This window comes from Pseudomonas fluorescens, assembly GCF_002022275.1.
GTDB lineage: Bacteria > Pseudomonadota > Gammaproteobacteria > Pseudomonadales > Pseudomonadaceae > Aquipseudomonas > Aquipseudomonas fluorescens_AJ.
Window position 1 is genome coordinate 277,025 of sequence record NZ_MSDF01000007.1, and the last position, 21,282, is coordinate 298,306.

Annotated in this window: 23 protein-coding genes, 1 tRNA gene and 1 pseudogene; 12 read left to right on the top strand and 13 right to left on the bottom strand. The window is 57.7% G+C overall.

Annotated elements, in window-relative coordinates; all coding sequences use genetic code 11:
- Positions 1 to 68 precede the first annotated feature (68 nt).
- The 8 genes and pseudogenes from BFW87_RS03585 (at position 69) to BFW87_RS03615 (ending at position 4,847) form a co-directional block, all read left to right on the top strand.
- Positions 69 to 647, top strand: a complete 579-nt coding sequence (locus BFW87_RS03585) for a DUF4337 domain-containing protein (RefSeq protein WP_078738600.1) — start codon at positions 69 to 71, stop codon at positions 645 to 647.
- 208 nt (positions 648 to 855) lie between these two features.
- Positions 856 to 1,515 carry a M24 family metallopeptidase gene (locus BFW87_RS03590; protein ID WP_078738601.1) on the top strand — a complete coding sequence of 220 codons (660 nt, stop codon included), beginning with the start codon at positions 856 to 858 and terminating at the stop codon, positions 1,513 to 1,515.
- A gap of 8 nt (positions 1,516 to 1,523) precedes the next feature.
- The gene (locus BFW87_RS03595; protein WP_078738602.1) at positions 1,524 to 1,877 is read left to right on the top strand and encodes a gamma-glutamylcyclotransferase family protein; all 354 of its coding nucleotides are present in this window, start codon (positions 1,524 to 1,526) and stop codon (positions 1,875 to 1,877) included.
- 101 nt (positions 1,878 to 1,978) lie between these two features.
- A complete protein-coding gene (locus tag BFW87_RS03600; protein ID WP_078738603.1) occupies positions 1,979 to 2,314 on the top strand; it encodes a hypothetical protein in 336 nt (111 codons plus the stop codon).
- Positions 2,315 to 2,395: 81 nt separating this feature from the next.
- Positions 2,396 to 3,436, top strand: coding sequence for a DMT family transporter (locus BFW87_RS03605; protein WP_078738604.1), 1,041 nt, complete (start codon positions 2,396 to 2,398; stop codon positions 3,434 to 3,436).
- Positions 3,437 to 3,659: 223 nt separating this feature from the next.
- Positions 3,660 to 3,929: a short-chain dehydrogenase gene (locus tag BFW87_RS03610; RefSeq protein WP_078738605.1), complete on the top strand. Its 270-nt coding sequence runs from the start codon at positions 3,660 to 3,662 to the stop codon at positions 3,927 to 3,929.
- Between the two features lie 124 nt (positions 3,930 to 4,053).
- Positions 4,054 to 4,206 (top strand): annotated as a pseudogene (locus BFW87_RS32540) (site-specific integrase); the annotation flags it as partial.
- Positions 4,207 to 4,235: 29 nt separating this feature from the next.
- On the top strand, positions 4,236 to 4,847 hold the full coding sequence (locus BFW87_RS03615) for a hypothetical protein (RefSeq protein ID WP_078738606.1): 612 nt from the start codon (positions 4,236 to 4,238) through the stop codon (positions 4,845 to 4,847).
- A gap of 253 nt (positions 4,848 to 5,100) precedes the next feature.
- Here the strand turns inward: BFW87_RS03615 and BFW87_RS03620 are convergent, their stop codons facing one another.
- A complete protein-coding gene (locus BFW87_RS03620) occupies positions 5,101 to 5,913 on the bottom strand; it encodes a hypothetical protein (RefSeq protein WP_078738607.1) in 813 nt (270 codons plus the stop codon).
- Between the two features lie 285 nt (positions 5,914 to 6,198).
- A tRNA-Ser gene (locus tag BFW87_RS03625) sits at positions 6,199 to 6,288 on the bottom strand.
- 336 nt (positions 6,289 to 6,624) lie between these two features.
- On the opposite strand from BFW87_RS03625, the gene BFW87_RS03630 reads away from it, so the two are divergent.
- From BFW87_RS03630 to BFW87_RS03640, 3 genes are all read left to right on the top strand, one after another.
- Positions 6,625 to 7,311: a crotonase/enoyl-CoA hydratase family protein gene (locus BFW87_RS03630; protein WP_078738608.1), complete on the top strand. Its 687-nt coding sequence runs from the start codon at positions 6,625 to 6,627 to the stop codon at positions 7,309 to 7,311.
- Between the two features lie 218 nt (positions 7,312 to 7,529).
- A complete protein-coding gene (locus BFW87_RS03635) occupies positions 7,530 to 8,276 on the top strand; it encodes a 1-acylglycerol-3-phosphate O-acyltransferase (RefSeq protein ID WP_078738609.1) in 747 nt (248 codons plus the stop codon).
- Between the two features lie 42 nt (positions 8,277 to 8,318).
- Entirely contained in the window at positions 8,319 to 9,290 is a 972-nt protein-coding gene (locus BFW87_RS03640; protein WP_078738610.1) for a magnesium and cobalt transport protein CorA, read from the top strand.
- Here BFW87_RS03640 and BFW87_RS03645 read toward each other — a convergent pair.
- From BFW87_RS03645 to BFW87_RS03655, 3 genes are all read right to left on the bottom strand, one after another.
- The gene (locus BFW87_RS03645; RefSeq protein ID WP_078738611.1) at positions 9,287 to 10,012 is read right to left on the bottom strand and encodes an amidotransferase; all 726 of its coding nucleotides are present in this window, start codon (positions 10,010 to 10,012) and stop codon (positions 9,287 to 9,289) included. The genes BFW87_RS03640 and BFW87_RS03645 overlap by 4 nt on opposite strands.
- A gap of 214 nt (positions 10,013 to 10,226) precedes the next feature.
- Entirely contained in the window at positions 10,227 to 12,374 is a 2,148-nt protein-coding gene (locus tag BFW87_RS03650) for a 3-hydroxyacyl-CoA dehydrogenase NAD-binding domain-containing protein (RefSeq protein ID WP_078738612.1), read from the bottom strand.
- A 15-nt stretch (positions 12,375 to 12,389) separates the two neighbouring features.
- Positions 12,390 to 13,595, bottom strand: coding sequence for an acetyl-CoA C-acetyltransferase (locus BFW87_RS03655; protein WP_078738613.1), 1,206 nt, complete (start codon positions 13,593 to 13,595; stop codon positions 12,390 to 12,392).
- A 646-nt stretch (positions 13,596 to 14,241) separates the two neighbouring features.
- On the opposite strand from BFW87_RS03655, the gene BFW87_RS03660 reads away from it, so the two are divergent.
- On the top strand, positions 14,242 to 15,048 hold the full coding sequence (locus tag BFW87_RS03660; RefSeq protein WP_078738614.1) for a c-type cytochrome: 807 nt from the start codon (positions 14,242 to 14,244) through the stop codon (positions 15,046 to 15,048).
- 138 nt (positions 15,049 to 15,186) lie between these two features.
- Here the strand turns inward: BFW87_RS03660 and BFW87_RS03665 are convergent, their stop codons facing one another.
- The 8 genes from BFW87_RS03665 to BFW87_RS03700 form a co-directional block, all read right to left on the bottom strand.
- Positions 15,187 to 15,990 carry a transglutaminase family protein gene (locus BFW87_RS03665; protein ID WP_078738615.1) on the bottom strand — a complete coding sequence of 268 codons (804 nt, stop codon included), beginning with the start codon at positions 15,988 to 15,990 and terminating at the stop codon, positions 15,187 to 15,189.
- Positions 15,987 to 16,937, bottom strand: a complete 951-nt coding sequence (locus BFW87_RS03670; protein WP_078738616.1) for an alpha-E domain-containing protein — start codon at positions 16,935 to 16,937, stop codon at positions 15,987 to 15,989. Before BFW87_RS03670 ends, BFW87_RS03665 begins: the two co-directional genes overlap by 4 nt.
- 4 nt (positions 16,938 to 16,941) lie before the next feature.
- Positions 16,942 to 18,351 carry a circularly permuted type 2 ATP-grasp protein gene (locus BFW87_RS03675; protein ID WP_078738617.1) on the bottom strand — a complete coding sequence of 470 codons (1,410 nt, stop codon included), beginning with the start codon at positions 18,349 to 18,351 and terminating at the stop codon, positions 16,942 to 16,944.
- Between the two features lie 415 nt (positions 18,352 to 18,766).
- Entirely contained in the window at positions 18,767 to 19,108 is a 342-nt protein-coding gene (locus BFW87_RS03680; RefSeq protein WP_078738618.1) for a ribonuclease E inhibitor RraB, read from the bottom strand.
- 214 nt (positions 19,109 to 19,322) lie between these two features.
- On the bottom strand, positions 19,323 to 19,559 hold the full coding sequence (locus tag BFW87_RS03685) for a hypothetical protein (protein WP_078738619.1): 237 nt from the start codon (positions 19,557 to 19,559) through the stop codon (positions 19,323 to 19,325).
- 103 nt (positions 19,560 to 19,662) lie between these two features.
- A complete protein-coding gene (locus BFW87_RS03690; protein WP_078738620.1) occupies positions 19,663 to 20,268 on the bottom strand; it encodes an START domain-containing protein in 606 nt (201 codons plus the stop codon).
- Between the two features lie 41 nt (positions 20,269 to 20,309).
- Entirely contained in the window at positions 20,310 to 20,564 is a 255-nt protein-coding gene (locus BFW87_RS03695) for a YkgJ family cysteine cluster protein (protein ID WP_078738621.1), read from the bottom strand.
- A 161-nt stretch (positions 20,565 to 20,725) separates the two neighbouring features.
- Positions 20,726 to 21,217, bottom strand: coding sequence for a translation initiation factor 2 (locus BFW87_RS03700; protein WP_078738622.1), 492 nt, complete (start codon positions 21,215 to 21,217; stop codon positions 20,726 to 20,728).
- Positions 21,218 to 21,282: the final 65 nt, after the last annotated feature.

The window sequence follows — 21,282 nt, forward strand, 5'->3', positions numbered from 1 at the left end:
ACGTACAGGATCGAGACAGCTGCGCTGGTGAAGAATCAGACTCCCTCATTCCGTTCGTAGACGCCCCCATGTCCGAAGCCTTCGAAGTCCCCAGCCCCCACGAAAAACACGTCGAACACACCACCGAACACGCCCACGGCCGTGGCGACAATTTCGCCAGCCGCATCGCCGTGATGACCGCGCTGATGGCCACCCTCGGCGCGATGCTCAGCTATCAGGCAGGCTCCACCGAAAGCGAAGCGGCGATGGACAAGAACAACGCCGCCATCATCAAGACCGAAGCAGCCAACCAGTGGAATTACTACCAGGCCAAATCCAGCCGCCAGAACCTCGCGGAACTGGCCACGCACATTCCCGGCGTGGACGCGGCGCATTACAAGGATGAGATCGAGCGCTACAAGGGCCAGAAGGAAGAGGTTCGCAAGCAGGCCGAGAAGCTTGAGGCCACGTCGAAGGCATGGGATGAGAAGTCTGAAGAGGCACTGCACCAGCATCACCGGTGGGCGCAGGCGATGACGGCGATTCAGATTGCGATTTCGTTGGCGGCGATTACGTTGTTGACGCGCAAGGAGTGGTTGAAGCGTATGTCGTATACGGCCGGCGGCGTGGCCATGGTATTGGGTGGTTTGGCTTGGCTGCACCTCTAACTGGCTGAACGCGGTCAAAAAATGTGGGAGCTGGCTTGCCTGCGATGGCGGTGGGTCAACTTGCACATTTGCTCCTGAACCACCGCTATCGCAGGCAAGCCAGCTCCCACATTGGCTTTGCGGTGTTCTGGGAGTTGGGCTCGGCCATCGCATCGCTATATAGTGAAACGCATAACGACCAGCACAACTTGAATACGAGGAAAGCCCGGTGAGTTCACAACCCAAAGAAGCCGTGGGCGCCGCCTACACCATCGATTCCATGCGCCACGCCCAGGCCATGACCTGGCGAGCCATCAACAGCCTCGCCCAGCGCATCCGCCCCGGCATGCTCGAATCCGAAGCCCGCGAGCTGGGCAAACAGCTACTCACCGAGCTCGACACGCAACGCATCTGGCATCCGCTGCTGGTGCGTTTCGGCGCCAACACCCTCAAGACCTTCAAGCAACGCTCCGACGGCGACCCGGTGCTGGGCGACAACGACATCTTCTTCATCGACATGGGCGCCGTGTGGCAAGGCCACGAAGGTGATGCCGGTGCGACCTTCAGCACCGGCACCGACCCGGACATGATCGCCTGCGCCAGCGCGGCCAAGGAACTGTTCGACCGCGTACAATCACGCTGGAAAAACGACAAGGTCGTCGGCCTCGACCTCTACCGCTACGCCGAAGAACAGGCGCACGCCATGGGCTGGCAACTGAACCTCGACATCAAGGGCCACCGCGTCAGCGACTTTCCCCACGCCATCCATCGCGGCGGCGACCTCGGCGACTTTGAGCACTACCCGAATGCCGGGCTGTGGATTCTGGAAATCCAGATCGCCCACCCGAGCAAGCCTTACGGCGCCTTTTACGAAGACTTACTCGCTTAAGGAACACCATGGAACTCTCCACCCAATTCCCCGTGCTGCTGTTTTCCTACGGAACCCTGCAGGACAAAGCCGTGCAACTCGCCAACTTCGGCCGCGAACTGGTCGGCCAGCACGACGCGATGCTCGGCTATGCGCAAAGCTGGGTTGAAATCACCGACCCCGAAGTGCTGGCCACCAGCGGCAAGACCCATCACCCAATCGTCGCGCCAACCGAAGAACAGGCCGCCAGCGTTGAAGGCATGGTTTTTCAGATTAATGAACAGGAACTGGCCGCGGCGGATGCCTACGAAGTGTCGGACTACAAGCGCGTATCCGTGGCGCTGGCTTCGGGCCTGACAGCCTGGGTGTACGTGCAGGCCTGAAGATGAAACTTTCACGGGGTTGATTTCAATCTGCCATCACCGGGATTAAAGTGGCGCGCCTTCGAGAAGTGGATCTCGATTTTTGCCCATGGAGTTACCCCGTGAAGTACATCAGTAAAGTTGCAGCAGCCGCCGTTCTTGGTTTTGCCCTCGCCGGCTGCACCGGCACCGCCATCAAATCCCCGCAGTACGACAGCAACCAGTACACCGTGCTGGGCCACAGTGAAGCCAGCGCCACCGGTATCATGCTGTTCGGCATCATCCCGATCGGCCAGAACAGCCGTTTCGTGCGCGCCCAGGATGCAGCTATCAAAGCCAAAGGCGGCGATGCGCTGATCAACACCCAAGTCCAGGAAAACTGGTTCTGGGCCTGGGTACTCAGCGGCTACACCACCAAGATTTCCGGTGACGTGATCAAGCTGAAATCTGCGCAATAAATGACTGTGAAGTTGTCAAAAACGCCAGGGCTTTAACTGACGCCTGCGACGTATCATGGGCCTGACCTACGAGGACGGCCCATGAACCTCAGTATTCTTTACGCACTCGCCGCCGCCGCCCTGTTCGGCGCCAGCACCCCGCTCGCCAAAAGCCTCGGCCTGGGCCTCTCGCCCGTGCTGCTCGCAGGCCTGCTCTACCTCGGCAGCGGCATCGGTCTCGCAGGCGTACGCCTGATCCGTGATCGCGGCTGGAAACCCACCGGGCTCCCCCCTTCCGAATGGCCCTGGCTGATCGGCGCCATCGCCTTCGGCGGCATCCTCGGGCCGGTTGCACTGATGTTCGGCCTGACCCGCACCGCCGGCGCGACCGCCTCATTGATGCTCAACCTTGAATCCGTACTGACCGCCGTCATCGCCTGGCTGGTCTTCAGGGAAAACGCCGACCGCCGCATCGTGTTCGGGATGATCGCGATTGTGCTGGGCGGCGTGGTGTTGTCCTGGTCCGACGGAGGCGGCGCGAGTCACGACTGGACCGGGCCGTTGGCGGTGGCGTTTGCCTGCTTGTGCTGGGGGATTGATAACAATTTGACGCGCAAGGTGTCGGCGTCGGACGCGCTGTTTATTGCCGGGGCGAAGGGGTTGATTGCGGGACTGGTGAACTGCGGATTGGCGCTTTACCTTGGCGCGCAGGTTCCGGGGATGGCGCAATTGGGGCCTATCCTGCTGGTTGGTTTTTTGGGGTATGGCGTGAGTCTGGTGATGTTTGTGCTGGCGTTGCGCGGCTTGGGCAGTGCGCGTACCGGCGCCTACTTCTCGACCGCGCCCTTCCTCGGTGCCGCGGTAGCGCTGCTGATGTTTGGGGAGTCGGTGTCAGTCGCGTTCTGGATTGCGTTGGCGCTGATGGCTGTGGGTGTGTGGTTGCACCTGACGGAGCGGCACGCGCATGAGCACCTGCATGAGGCGACGGAGCACGGGCATCGACATGTGCATGATGAGCATCATCAGCATGAGCATGGGTTTGAGTGGGAACCGGGGAAGCCGCACAGTCACGTGCATGTACATGGGGTGATGCGGCATAGCCATGCGCATTTTCCGGATGTGCATCATCGGCATAGGCATTGAGGGGGCCTTTTTGCGCAATGTCCTACAGCTCATTCGGAAGCAGTACGCTCCTGGTTTTCACCAACCAACCTTATAGTCGCTGGGTCGCTTTGTAAGCGGCCGGGTTTGGCGACTCGACTACAAGACGGAATGCAAACGACGTTATTTCAGGCTATTGGCGTTTTTAGCTGTGGCTCGTGAAAAAGCTTCGTTGTTATTTATCTTTGTCTTAATGGAGTCACTCATGAACCAATACATGGCCCTCACCAGCAACGACAGCGCCACCCCGGCCCTTTTTGTCGATACCACCGTGCCACTAGAGATACTGCTTGAAGCTGCTAGCTATCGGCTTCGTGCCGTTACTCAAGTACTTGAGAACCTTGCACTGCGTAGCGAAATAAGTAGTGACACGGTTGTACTAAACGATTTTGCCCTGCTGTGCTCAATTCCACTGCGAGACGGGTGCGATTTACTGGATGTCATAGGCCGTCGGATGAACATGCCGTGCGCATGATCTAAGAAAGGCACTTTTTCAAAACCCACACATCACAAAACCCCTGACATCTCCCGAAATCAGGGGTTTTGTTTGGCTCGTATTTGCTGATTGCGAGGATCGAATAAATCATGTCCCGTTTACCGAACTGCTCACCACTGGCGCTACCTCGGTTGACTGGATTGCAAAGCAGATGGGCCACACCAGTGCGAACATGATCAGACAGCACTATGGAACGTGGATGAACGGGGATGGGCCGGACATCCTTAGTTTGCTTCAACACGCGCATCGTTTATAAATGTATGTCAGCGTCTTTGAGAAGAGCTTATGCCCTTACTGAATAGATACGAATCGCTTCTGCTTAAAAAGGAATTAACCCTAGCGCAACCCTACTGGAATCGTGTCAGCCAGTGCCTTGCTATGCGACTACACAACGGATCGTTACTCCGGCGGATCAATAAATTTTCAGTATTGGACGAGATTGCTCTTCTCGAGAAAACCCCCACCAGTCGTCCTACAGGAACAAAAGCCGCTGAGAAATTCAGAGGGCCTATTCTTGGACGTTTCTGGCACAAGCATTACTTTGACGCATATCATTTACCCGAGAACATAAACAACAGATGGTTTGGAGGATTTGCAAAAAAGCAAGGATTACTGCAAGCCATGTTCCGAGAAATTCTAATGGGAGAAGACGATACAGATATGAATGACTATCGAGAGGCTGTTGCCAATCGAATTTCACATTCTTTTGTATACGGGGCACTTGAGGAGAGAAAAAAGAGAGGTGCCTTAACTGGTGAATGGCTCATTTACTACGTGCATGATGGGCTGAATTACTATTTGGACTTGGCAGACCATAGCTCGTTGGACGACCAGCAAGGGCTGTTTGATCGTTTGAAAGACGGTTGCGCCTGGGAATTCCCCTTTGCCTTCGATTAGATCCACTCTGCCCTCCACATGTTGCTGAATGGTTCATTCATCTCTCAAATGTGACCCTCAATGCGAGCCATTCATCACTCGGTGAGCAGCCAGTATTCCCAAGGACGCTCCCTAATAGGCCTTTGACCCTCTAAAAACAAAAATCCCCTGAAAGCCTAAACGTTTTCAGGGGGTTGATCGTTTTTAAATTTGGCGGTAAAGGAGAGATGCGCAGCTTATTTTCAAGGAAACCAATTTGCCCACGGCCAAGGATTCAGAAGATAGTTTTTATAACTTTATCGACTCCTGTAATAAGCTCGCTTACCTCCTCAACTGTTGGGTCGGTCGAATTCTTATGACCACATTTATTACGAATATCGCCAAGATACTGAATTTGCCTAAACTGCGGCATTTCAATGACACCAGCCGCTTTAAGCGCATCGTTTAGCACCGCAATAGTTCCTGACTTTTTGGGCAAATTGTGGTTATCACAGACCTGCTTCATGTGGCCTTCCAGCACAACTCCAGCCACAGCGCCGGCTGCACGAGAAAACTTGTTTTTTAGCAGCTCTGTAGCAACCTCAAGTTCAGAATCAAAGAGATCAGCCTGTACCAATTGCTTAATATCAAAAAGTGAACTCTCGAAACGTTTTTCTACTGATTCAAGGATAGCAATTTGTTGCTGTAGCAATGAAACGGCGGATGACATATCAACGATCACATTCCCATCATACCGAGTCGACGAAAGCGATTGGCATGCGTCCTCAATTCGATAAGTCTCGACGTCAAATGATTTTCGCGTTTTTGGTCGCTCGTAAAATTTTACGAAGTCCGCATACCTGTCTGGAAGGAGCTGCTTTACAACAACGAGCGCTTCGGAATACCAGTGGTGGTAGCAAATCCGGAAGGGTTTGAGCTTATCTTCATAAATTTCAATTTTTTCCGCAGTCCATCCAATTCCTGCCTTACGGTCCCGCCATTTTTCCGGGCCTTCCGACTCATAGACAAGCGCTTGGAGAACCACTCGCCCCTCCTGAAGCAAAGCCTTCAGATCTTCCCGGTACTTTTCTAAATTGGATACTGTCATCGCTCCCTCGCCAGTAGATGACCAGATTGATCGCCGGCCAAGCAAGGCAGAGTAATAGCATTTTAGTGCCGCGAATAGTTGAGCCTACGTTGTTCAGGCATCCCTAACATTCGTAGGTGTGAGTCTGTCCGATCCTGCAGTGCTGAAAGAGAAAATCATAGATAGGACGCTTCAGCAGAATCCTACCGTTCCCATGGATGTTCCCATATGAGCCTTTTTTGCCACCCTGAAAACACAAAACCCCTGAAAACTTTAACGTTTTCAGGGGTTTAGTCGTTTCTAATTTGGCGGTGAAGGAGAGATTCGAACTCTCGATACAATTTCTTGTATACACACTTTCCAGGCGTGCTCCTTAAGCCACTCGGACACTTCACCGTATCTCGTCAAACCAGTTCAGTCTGTCGAGGCGCGCTAATGTAGTCGAAAGCCTTTCTGATGGCAAAGGGTTTTTTCAGAATTTTCATGCGCTTAGACGGTTATGCCGTGACACACCTCGCGAGGGGCGTTGATTCTGCCATTCTCTGGCATCCGCGGCAGGCGTCTGGGGCGGTTGCTGCGCCCTGCTCCGGGGCGTCTACCCTTGGGGATGCGGGAAAAGTCTGACTGGGCAGTCAGTCACGGCGCTTTACCGGGGCGGGCGTGGTGGGTAACGTCTGCGCATGCATGCCTATAAATAGCCTCTCTATAACAAGTCTTATAAGGAACCGCGTCATGAGTGAGTTGATCTCCTACCACCTCGAAGACGGTATCGCGACACTGACCTTGAGCAACGGCAAGGTGAATGCCATTTCTCCGTCGGTGGTCGCCGAGTTTAATGCAGCGCTGGATCAGGCCGAGAAGGATCGGGCGGTGGTGATCATCACTGGCACGCCGGGGATTTTGTCGGGTGGTTATGATTTGAAGGTGATGACGGCCGGGCCTAAAGAGGCGATTGGCTTGGTGACGTCCGGCTCGACGCTGGCGCGTCGCTTGTTGTCGCATCCGTTCCCGGTGATTGTGGCGTGCCCTGGGCATGCGGTGGCCAAGGGCGCATTCCTGTTGTTGTCGGCAGATTACCGGATTGGCGTGGACGGCCCGTTCAGCATTGGTCTGAATGAGGTGGCGATCGGCATGACCATGCACCACGCGGGTATCGAGCTGGCGCGTGATCGTCTGCGCAAGTCGGCGTTTCATCGCTCGGTGATCAATGCGGAGATGTTTGACCCGCAGGGCGCGCTGCAAGCGGGCTTCCTGGATAAGGTGGTGGCGCCTGAGGAATTGCCTGCGGCGGCGCTGGAAGCGGCGCGTCAGTTGAAGAAGATCAACATGAATGCCCACAAGCACACCAAGCTGAAAGTGCGTAAGGCGCTGCTTGAAGCCCTGGATGATGCAATTATTCAGGATCAGACTCACTTCTGAATCTAATTCCTACGTCTGCTGTGCCGAAGCCCGACCTTGAGTCGGGCTTTTTCTTACAAATAAATCCGAAACACCCTCAACCGCTCTAGCCGGGCTTTGCTGGCACTTGTTGAAACATGTGCTTAAACATCGCCTATCTCCTACGTCTTTAGGGGCAATTGCCGAATACAGTGCACATCCGTACACTGCGCCAAATTTTGTCCCGATGGGCTGTGTCGATGCTTTTTTTGTTACGTATGTTGTTGATGGGACTGCACTTTATGCTCGCCGGCGTGCTGGGCGTACTGCTGGGGATCTGTCGGCCGTTCAACCCTGACAACAGTCGCCTCTGCGCGCGCCTCTACGGGCTGCCCGCGATGTGGTTGTTGCGGCTGAATGTGCAGGCGGATGTCGACTCGCTGCGAAACAAGCCTGGCACGTGCGTGATCATCGCCAACCATCAGTCCAACTATGACCTGTTTGTGCTCGGCACCGTGGTGCCTTACCGCACGGTGTGTATCGCCAAGAAGAGCCTGAAATGGGTGCCGTTGTTTGGCCAACTGTTCTGGCTGGCGGGCAATGTGTTGATTGACCGCGGCAATGCGCACAAGGCGCGTCGCGCGATGTTGACTACTACGCATACCTTGCAGCATGAAGACACTTCTATCTGGGTGTTCCCGGAGGGCACGCGCAATTTGGGCAAAGGGTTGTTGCCGTTCAAGAAGGGCGCGTTTCATATGGCGATTGCGGCGGGTGTGCCGATCGTGCAGGTGTGCGTGAGCAATTACGTCAACCATATGCAGCTGAATCGCTGGGCCAGTGGTGATGTACTCATACGCTCGTTGCCGCCGATTCCTACGTCTGGCATGACTGCGGATGACGTACCTGGCCTGATGCAGCTTTGCCAGCAGCAGATGGAAGAATGCATCACAGCGATGGACCGTAATCTGCAAACTGCTGTAACAACCGAACTCGCTTCCAGCTAAGCTGCCCAACATCTGTCCTCCTAACAAGAAGCGATCAGCACCATGGGTAGAGTTGTTGCGGCAGCTGTTTACAGCGCCGGTAAGAAAGTCAGGGATATCACCCTCGACGAGGGCGCGGCCTGGGCTGCAAAACCTGATCACTTTGTGTGGATCGGCCTGGAAGAACCCGACGCGCAGGAACTGGCCAACTTGCAACGCCAGTTCAACCTGCATGAACTCGCCATCGAAGACGCCCTGGAAAAACACAGCCGCCCGAAGCTTGAAACCTTCGGCGATGCGCTGTTTATCGTCACCTATTCACCGGTGCGCGAGAACGGCAAGCTGGAGTTTATCGAAACCCATATCTTCGCCGGCAACGGCTACATCATCACCGCGCGTAACGGGCATTCGGCGTCCTACGGCTTTGTGCGTCAGCGCTGTGAGGCGCGGCCGCTGTTGCTGGAGCATGGGGAAGATTTCGTACTCTATGCGCTGCTGGATTTCGTCACCGAAAACTATCAGCCGGTGAGCGAGGCCATACACGCCGAGATTGATGAGCTGGAGCGCAATGTGCTGTGCAGCTCACTGAGTGAACGCGACATCCAGAAGATCCACGGCCTGCGCCGTGACGTGCTGCGGCTCAAGCGTTATGTGGCGCCGATGGTGGAGATCAGCCAGGAGCTGCAGAAGCTGAGCTTCCCGTTTATCGACAAGAACATGCGTCCGTACTTCCGTGACGTGCAGATCCACGTGACGCGCCAGATGGAAGACCTCACCACGCTGCGCGATATCGCCAGCCAGACCATCGAGATCGGTGTGTTGCTGGAGGCGTCGCGCCAAAGTGTGGTGCAGCGAAAGTTTGCCGCATGGGCAGCGATTCTGGCGTTCCCCACGGCGGTCGCGGGGATTTACGGGATGAACTTCCAGAACATGCCCGAGCTGCAATGGCACTACGGCTATTTTGCGGTGCTCGGGTTTATTGCGGTGGGCTGCACCAGTTTGTGGGCCAGCTTTAAACGGTCGGGCTGGCTTTAAACCGTCGCTTCCGGCTTGTGCGCGACGAAGCGCATCATCCATTCCGCCACGGTTGCGCCGTGGTGGTCGCGCTCCAGGCTGGCGACGCCGTGGGTGTAGACCTTTTCTCCGAGGGTTGTCTGAAGGATCTCGAGCAACTCGCGGGAATAGTCGTGGATGAATTCAGGGTGACCCTGGAAGCACAGCACCTGGTCTTCGATGTGGTAAGCCGCAAACGGGCAGAAATCGCTTGAGGCGATCACGGTGGCGTTTTCCGGCAACGTCGTGACTTGGTCCTGATGGCTGATGAGCAGGGTCAGTTCTTCCACCACCGGGCTCATCCACGGTGCCTTGGCGTTGAGTTTGTAATCATGGATGCCCATGCCCCAGCCTTTGGTCGCGCGCTCGGTTTTGCCGCCCAATAACAGCGCCAGTAACTGGTGACCGAAGCAGATACCGAGCAGCTTGTCGCCGCGTGCGTAGCGCTCGAGCAGGTAGGTTTTGAGGGTTTGAATCCAGGGATCGGTGCCGAAGGAATCAGCCTTGCTGCCGGTGACGAGGTAGGCGTCGAACACCTCATCATCCGAGGGGTATTCACCCTGCACCACGTTGTAAACCACGAAATCGGCAGCAATCGGCTGTTTGGAAAACAGGCGCTTGAACATCTGCCCGTACCCTTGGTACTGATCGATCAAACCTGGACGCAGGATATCGGTTTCCAGGATACAGACGCGTAGCGACATAAAAAATACCTGACACTGTGATGGGAATAATGCACACCCCAGAGCCTGCCTTGAAATACCCCTGCAAAGCAAGTCCGCCAAGTGACCACCTGTGGGAGCGGGCTTGCCCGCGATGGCGACATATCAGCCGACCTGTGCATTGACTGATACACCGCTATCGCGGGCAAGCCCGCTCCCACAGGGGTTCTCTGTTGCTCAGGATAGGGCGTTTCGGTCAGGCAAATATCGTGTTCTGGGCGGCTTTCTCGAGCAACAGCGCTGGCGGTGTGAACCGTTCCCCATACTGCTCAGCCAGATACCTCGCGCGCGCGATGAAGTCGTTCAAGCCGTATTGATTAATAAACTGCAACGCGCCACCACTCCACGCGGCAAAGCCGATGCCGAAGATCGAACCAACGTTGGCATCAGCCGTGGACATCAACAAGCCCTCCTCCACACAACGCACGGTTTCGATGGCCTGGATAAACAGCAACCGGTCACGCACATCCTGCGGCGAGATCTGTTTGCCGGGTTGTTCGAACCGGGCTTTCAGCTCTGGCCACAGGTGTTTCTGCCCGCCTGCGGGGTAGTCATAAAACCCGCCGCCTGCCGCCTTGCCCATGCGCTTGTACTCATTCACCAACAGATCGATCACCTGCGTCGCCGGGTGCGTCGGCACCGCCTTACCTTCCGCCTGTAGATCCTTCGCCGCTTGCTGTCGGATATGGCTCATCAAGCTGAGCGACACTTCATCCGACACGGCCAACGGCCCCACCGGCATACCGGCCTTGCGTGCTTCGGTCTCGATCATCGGCGCGGCCACGCCTTCGCCAAGCATGGCAATGCCTTCGTTGGTGAAGGTGCCGAACACCCGCGAGGTGAAGAAGCCTCGGCTGTCGTTGACCACGATCGGGGTTTTCTTGATTTGCAGTACGAAATCGAAACCTCGGGCCAGGGTTTCGTCGCTGGTCTTCACGCCTTTGATGATTTCAACCAACGGCATTTTGTCGACCGGGCTGAAGAAATGCAGGCCGATGAACTTGGCTTGATCGGGCACCGCTGTCGCCAAGCCACTGATGGGCAAGGTCGAGGTGTTGGAAGCTATCACCGCTTCTGCGCCGACCACGTTTTGCGCAGCAGCCGTCACTTTGGCTTTGAGTTCACGGTCTTCAAACACGGCTTCGATAATCAGGTCGCAACCGGCCAAATCAGCGTCGCCGGCCACGGGATAAATCCGCGCGAGGATGGTTTCGCGCTGTTCGGCGGTCATTTGCCCACGGCTGACCTTCTTGTCCAGCAACGCCGCCGAGTGTGCCTTGCCCTTTTCAGCGGCGGCCAGGTTGATGTCCTTGAGCACCACCTCGACACCTGCGCTGGCGCTGACATACGCGATGCCCGCCCCCATCATCCCGGCACCGAGCACGCCGACTTTGCGCGTGACATAAGGCGCAAAACCTTTGGGCCGCGAGCTGCCAGCATTGATTTCATTGAGCTGGAACCAGAAGGTGCCAATCATGTTTTTGGCGACTTGCCCGGTCACCAGCTCGGTGAAATAGCGGGTTTCGATCAGGTGCGCGGTGTCGAAATCGACCTGGGCACCCTCGACCGCGGCGCAGAGAATTTTCTCCGGCGCGGGGAAGCAGCCATTGGTTTTACTGCGCAAAATCGACGGCGCGATAGCCAGCATCTGCGCAACTTTTGGGTGCGACGGTGTGCCGCCGGGAATCTGATAGCCCTTGTTGTCCCACGGCTGTTTGGCCTCGGGATTGGCCAGAATCCAGGCGCGGGATTTGGCCAAAAGCTCATCACGACTCAACGCCAACTCATTGACCAACCCCGCCTGCAACGCCTGCTGCGGACGGACTTTCTTGCCCTCCAGCAAATAGGGCAGAGCCTTTTCCAACCCGAGCATGCGCACCATGCGCACCACCCCGCCGCCGCCCGGCAAGAGGCCCAGAGTGACTTCCGGCAAGCCAAGCTGCACGGATTTATCGTCCAGCGCGACGCGGTAATGGCACGCCAGGCAAATTTCCCAACCACCGCCCAGCGCGGCGCCATTGATCGCTGCCACTACCGGTTTACCAAGGGTTTCCAGGCGGCGCAGTTGCGACTTCAGTACCACCACGCCGTCGTGGAAATCCTTGGCGTGAGCCTTGTCGACCTTGATCAGTTCATTGAGGTCGCCGCCAGCAAAAAAGGTCTTCTTCGCCGAGGTGATGACCACGCCGGCAATGCTGTCCTTCTCCGCTTCCAGACGCGTGACGGTGGCCGCCATGGCCTCGCGGTACACGCCGTTCATGGTGTTGGCGCTCTGGCCGGGCATGTCGAGGGTCAGCACCACGATCTGGTCCTGGCCTTTTTCGTAACGAATGGCTTCGGTCATGACAATTCCTTGGGCTCAGAGGCGTTCGATAATGGTGGCGATGCCCATGCCACCGCCGACACACAGGGTGGCCAGGCCGTAGCGCTGCTGACGCACTTCCAGCTCGTCGAGCAACGTGCCAAGGATGGCGCAGCCAGTGGCGCCCAACGGGTGGCCCATGGCGATGGAGCCGCCGTTAACGTTGACGCGCGTGGCGTCGATGCCCATGTCTTTGATGAATTTGAGGACGACAGAAGCAAACGCTTCGTTGACTTCGAACAGGTCGATGTCTTCCACACGCAGGCCGGCTTTGGCGAGGGCTTTACGGGTGGCCGGCGCGGGGCCGGTGAGCATGATGGTCGGGTCAGTGCTGGTGACCGCAGTGGCGACGATGCGCGCCCGCGGCTGAAGGCCCAGTTCGCGGCCCTTGGCTTCGGAGCCGATCAGCATCAGCGCGGCACCGTCGACAATGCCGGAACTGTTACCCGGCGTGTGCACGTGGTTGATGCGTTCCACATGACTGTAAACGCGCAGCGCGGTGGCGTCGAAGCCCATCTGCCCCATCATTTCGAAACTTGGCTTGAGCTTTCCCAGGCCTTCGAGGGTGGAGTCGCCCCGGATGAATTCATCGTGGTCCAGCAGCACAATGCCGTTCTGGTCCTGCACCGCGATCAGTGACTTGTTGAAGGATCCGTCTGCCCGCGCCCGCGCCGCTTTCTGCTGGGACTGTAGGGCGAAGGTGTCGACGTCCTGACGCGTGAAGCCTTCCAGCGTCGCGATCAGGTCCGCGCCGATGCCCTGCGGTGTGAAATGGCTGTGCAGATTGGTCTGCGGGTCGAGCACCCAGGCACCACCGTCGCTGCCCATGGGCACCCGTGACATGGACTCGACGCCGCCGACCACCACCAGGTCTTCAAAACCGGAACGCACTTTCATCGCACCCAGGTTCACCGCTTCAAGGCCTGAGGCGCAGAAGCGGTTGATTTGCACGCCGGCGACGCTGATGTCCCAGTCCGCCACCAGCGCGGCGGTCTTGGCAATGTCGGCGCCCTGGTCGCCCACGGGGGTGACGCAGCCTAGAACGATGTCATCCACCTGCTGCGTGTCGAGGTCGCTGCGTTGCGCGAGCGCCGTGAGCAGACCGGCCACCAGGTTTACCGGTTTGACGCTGTGCAAGGCGCCATCGGCCTTGCCTTTGCCCCGGGGCGTGCGAATCGCATCAAAGATCAAAGCGTGGGTCATGACATCCTCGAACCGCTGTCGTATGTGCCCTTACCTTAGGCCCGATTGACACGGTTTCAATGACGGATGCGCTCATCTCTTTTGACCCCCACGCTCGGACGAACGGTAGGTAGCTACGGGAAACATCGGGTTAATCGTTTTAGCTGTCTAGCAGAGGCGTTGGCGCGAAGATGGCGATAGGCCTCATGCCGTTTTAATCAGATTTACTGATTAGCTGATATTAAATGGATCTAAGCGGCGAAGAACGGGGGCTCTAAGGTTGAATCAGTAAGAAGTTGCTGCCGGGTTTTGCTGGAGCAGCTGTAAGAAAAGTGCAACGTCACATCGCGATACTGAAATTAACGGCACGCATTTGACGCTCAGGAATAACAACAAAAGGCAGTCAGCCATGTTTAAACATTCGAAAGTACGTCAGGCGGGACTTATTCTTTTCGCCACCACACTGATTCTGATCTTGCCCAATTTAACCAAGGTTATCGGGTGACGGTTCGATCCTCACATTCCGTGCACACATTGCACCAGGACTGCAGCTTTTGGCAGCACCTGCCGGGACATTGCGAATAGCGGTCCTGTTGCAGGGGCTGTCTTTTTGCGTGCAGATTTCCGGTATCGTGGGCGCCACCGCCACTTCGAACCGGGCACTCTCTTGAATTCCACCTTCGCCTTTCTCGCCTTGCTGATCGCACTTCCGACGTCCGCCGCGCAGCTGACCATTGAGCTGGACCATGCCAGCAAGACCTGGCAGACCGCCGAGTTGCTCGCACGTAAGGATGTGCAAACGGTGCAGGTCGTGGATGACGTTTCCTACAAGCGCACCATGACCTATCGGGCGGTGCCATTGGCGGCTCTCCTGCCCGGCTTAAAATCACAGAACCACCTGCAGGCGGTTGCCCTTGATGGTTTTGCCGCCGAACTCAGCGCCGCGCCGTTGCTGCAAACCCAGGGCGCTCGCGCATGGTTGGCGGTGGAAGATCCGGCTCATCCGTGGCCCGCACTGGCGGACGGCAAGCCGAGTGCAGGGCCGTTTTATCTGGTGTGGACTGACCCGCAAAGCGGCAATATCAGCCCGGAGCAGTGGCCGTTTCAGGTGTCCGCAATCAAGCAGTTGAAGACGGTGGCGGAGCGGTTTCCAGCCCTGCTACCCGATCCAAAGCTGGCGGCCAATGACCCGATCAATCAGGGTTTTGCGCTGTTCCAGAAAAACTGCCTGGCTTGCCACCGCCTCAATGGTGCTGGTGATGCACAGGTGGGGCCGGACCTGAATGTGCCCTACAACCCGACCGAATATTTCAGCGGCGATTTCCTCAAGCGTTATATTCGCGACCCGCAGAGCCTGCGGCATTGGCCGCAGGCGAAGATGCCGGCATTTGCGGCCAGTGTGTTGCCGGATGGCGAGCTGGATTTGTTGGTGGGGTATTTGAAGCACATGGCGGGGCGTAAGCAGCAGCCCTGAGAGCACACCACACATCAACCGTGGGAGCTGGCTTGTCGGGTCGCCGCATCGCTGCGATAGCGGTGGGTCAGTCACACAGGTATCAACTGACAGGCAGCAATCGCAGGCAAGCCAGCTCCCACAGTAGACCGGCCTCGCCTACTGCTGCTGGACTGAAATCACCGGCGTCGGCGCCACAAACACTTTCGCATGCATCTGCTCATGCCCACCCCCACGGCGCATGCCGCGCACCGGGCAGGCGTCGAGGTAATCCAGGCCCACGGCCAGTTTCAAATGCCGTTCCGGACGCGCCAGAGTGTTGGTCACATCAAAGCTGTACCAGGCGTCATCCAGCCAAGCTTCAGCCCAGGCGTGACTGGCCAGATGCGCGGTGTCTTCGGAGTACAAATACCCCGACACATAACGCGCCGGAATCCCCAGGCTGCGCGCGCAGGCCAGGAATGCATGGGTGTGGTCCTGGCACACGCCCGCACGCCCGGCGAAGGCCTTGGCGGCGCAGGTGTCGACCTCGGTGGCGCCGGGTGTGTAAACCATCGTCTGGTTGAGTGCATGCATCAGGTCAATCAACGCGGTGCGATCACGCCGCTGATGGCAATGCTGCCCGGCAAAGCCACGCAAGGCCTCGTCGGGTTCGGTCAAACGCGTGCTGCGCAGGAACGGAAAGGCGGACTGGCTCTCGTGTTCCGCCTCGCGCAACTCGTCAATATCCACTTGGCCACGAGCGCCGATGATGATGGCGTCGTGAGGCTCATCCAGCGTCAACACATGCAGGATGTTGCCGAACGGGTCGACTTGCGCGCGCACCGGGCGTGGCAGGTCGAGCTGCCAGCTGATGACATGCTGGCGCTCGCTGTCATGGGGCGTGAGGCGCAGGTACTGAATGCTCGCACGCACCTGGTCTTCGTAGTGGTAGGTGGTTTCGTGGCTGATGGAGAGTCTCATGCGGCCTCCAGGTAGGAACGGTAGATGGCGTCGCCCAACTGGCGCACCAAGGGGATAAAGTCGGTCAGCCAGGCATGCAGGCCTTCCTCGAGAATTTCGTCGATGGCGGTGAAGCGCAGACGCGCGTCCATCTCGGCGGCCAGGCGCTGGGCCGGGCGACCGTTGATGCCGGGCAGGCTGGCGAGGATCTGGTCGATCTCTTCGCTGCAGGCGCGCAACGAGCGCGGTACGTCGGCGCGTAACAGCAGCAGCTCCGCCACCTGCCGGGCGCCGGGGGCATCGCGGTAGATCTCCGTGTAGGCCTCAAACGACGACAGCGCCCGCAGCAAGGCGCTCCACTGGTAGTAGGCGTGGGCTGTGCCGTCGCTGACGGCAGCGGCCTGGTCGCCGGCCATTTCGTAGCGTGCGTCGAGCAGGCGCAAGGTGTTGTCGGCGCGCTCGATAAACGTGCCCAGGCGAATGAATCGAAACGCATCGTTACGCATGATGGTGCCGTACGTCGCGCCCCGGAACAGGTGCGAGCGTTCCTTGACCCATTCACAGAACCGACTCATGCCGTAGCGGCTGAGGCCTTGCTGGGCGATGTCGCGAATATCCAGCCAGGTGGCGTTGATGTTTTCCCACATGTCCGCGGTAATTCGCCCACGCACCGCATGGGCACTTGCCCGCGCAGCGCCAAGGCAGCTGTAGATGCTCGCCGGGTTGGCGGCATCCAGCGCAAAAAAGTGCAGCAACCGTTCGGCATCCAGCTCGCCATGACGCTCGTGGTAATCCTCAAGGGTCCCGGTGATCAACAGCGGCATGGCTAATTCGTGCAGGCCATCGCCGCGCCCGTCCTGAGGCATCAGGGACAGCGAATAGCTGACATCGAGCATGCGCGCGAGGTTTTCCGCGCGCTCCAGGTAGCGCGACATCCAGTACAAATCCGAGGCAGTTCTACTCAACATGGCATCAGTCCTCAACCACCCAGGTGTCTTTGGTGCCGCCACCCTGAGACGAGTTGACCACCAGCGAACCTTCACGCAACGCCACGCGGGTCAAACCGCCGGGCACCACGCGGGTTTCCTTGCCGGACAAGACGAACGGGCGCAGGTCGATATGGCGCGGCGCGATGCCGTTTTCGACAAAGGTCGGGCAGGTGGACAAACACAGGGTCGGCTGGGCGATATACGCGTGGGGCTTGGCCTTGATGCGCTCACGGAAGGCTTCGATCTCCGCCTTCGTCGACGCCGGCCCTACCAGCATGCCGTAGCCACCGGAGCCTTGGGTTTCCTTGACGACCAGGTCCGGAAGGTTGGCCAGTACGTGGGACAGTTCGTCGGGCTTACGGCATTGAAACGTAGGAACGTTCTTCAGAATCGGCTCTTCATCCAGGTAAAAACGGATCATATCGGTGACGAAGGGGTACACCGACTTGTCGTCCGCCACCCCGGTGCCGATGGCGTTTGCCAGCACCACATTGCCCGAGCGATAGGCCGCCAGCAGGCCGGGAACGCCGAGCATGGAGTCCGGGTTGAAGGCCAGTGGGTCGAGGAAGGCATCGTCAAGGCGACGGTAGATCACGTCCACCGCCTTGGGGCCATCGGTGGTGCGCATGAATACACGGTCGTCGCGCACGAACAGGTCGGCACCTTCCACGAGCTCCACGCCCATTTCCCGGGCGAGGAAGGCATGTTCGAAGAATGCGCTGTTGAAGCGCCCCGGGGTCAGCACTACCACGCTGGGATTATCCAGGGGGCTGGAGCTTTTCAGGGTGTCGAGCAACAGGTTGGGGTAATGGTCGATGGGCGCGATGCGCTGGGCAGCGAACAGTTCGGGAAACAGGCGCATCATCATTTTGCGGTCTTCGAGCATGTAGCTGACGCCGCTCGGCGTACGCAGGTTGTCTTCAAGCACGTAGTACGTGCCGTCGCCATCGCGTACGAGGTCGACGCCGGAGATGTGGGAATACAGATCCCGATGCAGGTTAAGGCCCTGCATCGCCAACTGGTACTGCTCGTTGGCCAGCACCTGCTCGGCTGGGATGATCCCGGCCTTGATGATGCGCTGCTCGTGGTAGAGGTCGGCGAGGAACATATTCAGCGCCTTGACACGCTGAATGCAGCCTTGCTCGACAATCCGCCATTCACTGGCCGGAATACTGCGCGGGATGGTGTCAAACGGGATCAGGCGCTCGGTGCCCTGCTCGTCGCCGTACAGGGTGAAGGTGATCCCGGCGCGGTGAAACAGTAAATCGGCCTCGCGGCGGCGCTGCGCCAGCAGTTCGGCCGGCGTTTCGGCCAACCAGCGGGCGAACTCGCGGTAATGGGGGCGAACCTGCCCTGCCCCGTCGTACATTTCGTCGTAATAAGTGCGGGTCATGCCGTACTCCTTGTCACCCGGGCGTATGAGCTGTCGCAAGGCCCGCGCCATCGGCATAAACACTTAAAAATCAATTGGTTAAATAATCGCGCGCATTTACTCGCACCGTCCTGGTGCGCGGAATGCCCGCTGTCATGCCCAGCGCTTCATCGCAATGCGGGTTTTGACTATCAACAGCATAGTCAGAGTTGATTTCACTGCCCGCTCGCGGATGCGGATAATCGCCAACATCTGCTGAACAGGATGCGTCCTACAGCTTCAGCGCTCCGCTCTTCCCTTTAGGCCACCCTCTTTGGGTGGCTTTTTTTTGGTGCGAGAAAAGGCGGCGTACGTTCCGAATGGTTTTCCCCACCACACAAACAAAAACGGCCGACCCAAAGGTCAGCCGATACGCTGCGTTGCTCATAAAATCCAGCTACATGGGTAACCCACGCACCTCCTGTTTGACGCCCCATCCTTCGATGATCCCGCCCAGCGGCTCGACCACCGCCCCAAAGTCTTGCTCGAAATCTCCTATGCCGTCGTAGGTCGCAGACATGATTTTGCTCAGCTCCAGGTACCAGGCGCCGTCATCGCGCGCGCTGACCTGAGCATTCAGGGATTCTCCACGAAACCGGCCCGCAGCCCTGCGCGCACATTCCTCGTCCGGGAAAATGGCGTAGAACTCAATGGGGTGGAAGCGCGAGAAATCGAAGCCGCCTTCTTTCATGCGGCGCAGAACGTTGGTGCTGATGTCTTCTTGATAGGCTGTGCTCATGAAAAGTGCTCCTCAAATTGATGGATAGACTTTCCGTGCTTCCCGAAGCCCGCGCCCTACTGGCGCGGGTGCTACGGCAAAAAACAACACCGAGGGAAAACAAGCATGTAGCTGACAAGACCAGACCTTAGCGATTCATTCGCTGATCTCGATTGCAGAGTAGCGCGAAGCTATCACCTCCACCAGAGGGGTTTGGATAGCAGTCAGGGAATGTTCAGGCGGCAGGAGAAATGTCGAGGATTTGAATGCTGTTCTGGTCTTTGAGAATTTTGACCGTAGGCTCGGGCTTGCGGCCCTCCAGGTCATTAAGGTCAAGTTCGGCCGCAACCGGCAGCAACTTGTTGCGAATCATGTGCGCAGCATCTTCGAGGCTGGGCTTTTGTTCGCAGGTGAACTGCTCCACGACCTGTACGCCGTGATCATCAACGAAGGTAATTTGCCAGGTTTGCATCGGTGCCTCCTCGATAAAGCCCGTATGTGGGCTCACATCTATCTGGACCTTGAGGGTTCGCCAAACGTTCCACCCAAGGCCGGAAGCACCGGATCAGCTGCGCTTATTTTTCAGCGTGTTCTTTCAAGGCTTTCAAGGTGTTGAACGGCGCGTCCACCACGAACTTGTTGGCCAGCCACGACGGCACGCTGCCACCTGGCTCGGTGTGTACCTGGTAGGTCACTTCGGTTTCGGTAGGGCTTTTGGGTACCAGTTTCCAGTAGCCATCTACTTGGGCCACGCGCACGTAACCTTTGACTTCAGGCTGGTAGGTCGGCACTTCCAGCAATTTACGGGTGACGGTGCCATCCGCTGCCTTGGACGTGGTGATTTCGAGGATCGAATCGCGGTCGGTCACCGGGAACGGTGCCTTGAACTGGGTGTAGGTCCAGCTCTTGTCGCCTTCGGTCTTGAGCAGTTTTTGCGATTTGCATTCGTGGATCCAGGAGCAGGCACCGGCGACGTCTTCCTGCAGGGCCTGGATCTTGGCGACAGGCGCCTTGATCACGGTCACACCGCGGTAGGCCTTGTACTTGGAGCCGGCAATTTCGCTCAAGGACACTTTGATACCGTCTTCGTCCTTGGCGACTTGCCAATCCTCAGCCTGGGCAGTGGCAGCAAACAACACCGTAAAACCGCACAACACAGCCATTCGTTTCAGCGAACCCATTGTTGTATTCCTTATTGTTGAAGTTCCGATAGTAAAGCCCATCAAGCCGCCGTCATCTGCTCCCACCAGCCGATCAACCGGATGGCATCGGCCTGGTCGGTGCCGCACACATCCAGATCTGCCTTGAAGTCACTGCACACCGCTGGGCGCTCGGGCCTGCCAAACAGCTGGCATAGCTGTTCGACCGACAAGTGCAGGCAGCGTTCGCCCGCCGGTTTGCCCTGGGGCATTCCCGGCAGCGGTGAACTGATGGAGGGGGCGATGCAGCATGCGCCACAGCCTTCACGGCATTTCATGAACAGCAGGTCCTCGACGACTCAATAGGGATGGCCGGGCTAGAGTACGCCCTTAAACAGCCGTTTTAAAATGGTCTAACAGGGGTTTTTCGCACAAAACAAAAGTGACTGACCAGTCTGCGACAGATGGTCGATAGCTTGCGTCACCTTTGAGGAAACGTTTATTGCTTGAATTCGAAATCCAGCGCCGCACCTTCCACTTCTCGACGCTCGTCGTTACGCAACTGCAGCTTCATTTCGTTGCTGAGCAAGCGGCCGTTGATTTGGAACGCACTGTTATCGGTGGGCTTCTCGGCGAACATCGGCGGCAGTAACGGCACGCTTTTGGGCTTGGGCATGGTACCGATGGGCTGCAAATGCCTGACCATGTCAGACGGCAAGGTGAGGTCCAACTGTGCCGGTGGCAGTTTGGTCTGAGCCACTTCGTGGGCCGACTTCGACTTGCTTGCGATCGGTGCGCGCTTCTTCACCGTGGCGGCTTTTTTCTTGGCTGCCGGGGCTTTTTTGACAGGCGCCGGCTTCTTCGCGGGGGTTTTGTGCTGGCTGCTGGCCGCAGGCGGGCTGTCAGCCACGGGAGGCGCCGCCAGCACAGTGCCGACGTTACACAGGCTTAACAGGCCAATCATCACAGCAGCGCGAACAATAGAGGTCATATTGCCTACAGCATTAAAGGCAGAGGGCCATATGCTCGCTTGTTGTGCACGGCATGACAAGCATG

Coding starts and splice junctions, on each gene's coding strand:
- BFW87_RS03585 (WP_078738600.1), top strand. CDS start 69: ATGTCCGAAGCCTTCGAAGTCCCCAGCCCCCACGAAAAACACGTCGAA.
- BFW87_RS03595 (WP_078738602.1), top strand. CDS start 1,524: ATGGAACTCTCCACCCAATTCCCCGTGCTGCTGTTTTCCTACGGAACC.
- BFW87_RS03605 (WP_078738604.1), top strand. CDS start 2,396: ATGAACCTCAGTATTCTTTACGCACTCGCCGCCGCCGCCCTGTTCGGC.
- BFW87_RS03610 (WP_078738605.1), top strand. CDS start 3,660: ATGAACCAATACATGGCCCTCACCAGCAACGACAGCGCCACCCCGGCC.
- BFW87_RS03615 (WP_078738606.1), top strand. CDS start 4,236: ATGCCCTTACTGAATAGATACGAATCGCTTCTGCTTAAAAAGGAATTA.
- BFW87_RS03620 (WP_078738607.1), bottom strand. CDS start 5,913: ATGACAGTATCCAATTTAGAAAAGTACCGGGAAGATCTGAAGGCTTTG.
- BFW87_RS03630 (WP_078738608.1), top strand. CDS start 6,625: ATGAGTGAGTTGATCTCCTACCACCTCGAAGACGGTATCGCGACACTG.
- BFW87_RS03635 (WP_078738609.1), top strand. CDS start 7,530: ATGCTTTTTTTGTTACGTATGTTGTTGATGGGACTGCACTTTATGCTC.
- BFW87_RS03640 (WP_078738610.1), top strand. CDS start 8,319: ATGGGTAGAGTTGTTGCGGCAGCTGTTTACAGCGCCGGTAAGAAAGTC.
- BFW87_RS03645 (WP_078738611.1), bottom strand. CDS start 10,012: ATGTCGCTACGCGTCTGTATCCTGGAAACCGATATCCTGCGTCCAGGT.
- BFW87_RS03650 (WP_078738612.1), bottom strand. CDS start 12,374: ATGACCGAAGCCATTCGTTACGAAAAAGGCCAGGACCAGATCGTGGTG.
- BFW87_RS03655 (WP_078738613.1), bottom strand. CDS start 13,595: ATGACCCACGCTTTGATCTTTGATGCGATTCGCACGCCCCGGGGCAAA.
- BFW87_RS03665 (WP_078738615.1), bottom strand. CDS start 15,990: ATGAGACTCTCCATCAGCCACGAAACCACCTACCACTACGAAGACCAG.
- BFW87_RS03670 (WP_078738616.1), bottom strand. CDS start 16,937: ATGTTGAGTAGAACTGCCTCGGATTTGTACTGGATGTCGCGCTACCTG.
- BFW87_RS03675 (WP_078738617.1), bottom strand. CDS start 18,351: ATGACCCGCACTTATTACGACGAAATGTACGACGGGGCAGGGCAGGTT.
- BFW87_RS03680 (WP_078738618.1), bottom strand. CDS start 19,108: ATGAGCACAGCCTATCAAGAAGACATCAGCACCAACGTTCTGCGCCGC.
- BFW87_RS03685 (WP_078738619.1), bottom strand. CDS start 19,559: ATGCAAACCTGGCAAATTACCTTCGTTGATGATCACGGCGTACAGGTC.
- BFW87_RS03690 (WP_078738620.1), bottom strand. CDS start 20,268: ATGGGTTCGCTGAAACGAATGGCTGTGTTGTGCGGTTTTACGGTGTTG.
- BFW87_RS03695 (WP_078738621.1), bottom strand. CDS start 20,564: ATGAAATGCCGTGAAGGCTGTGGCGCATGCTGCATCGCCCCCTCCATC.
- BFW87_RS03700 (WP_078738622.1), bottom strand. CDS start 21,217: ATGACCTCTATTGTTCGCGCTGCTGTGATGATTGGCCTGTTAAGCCTG.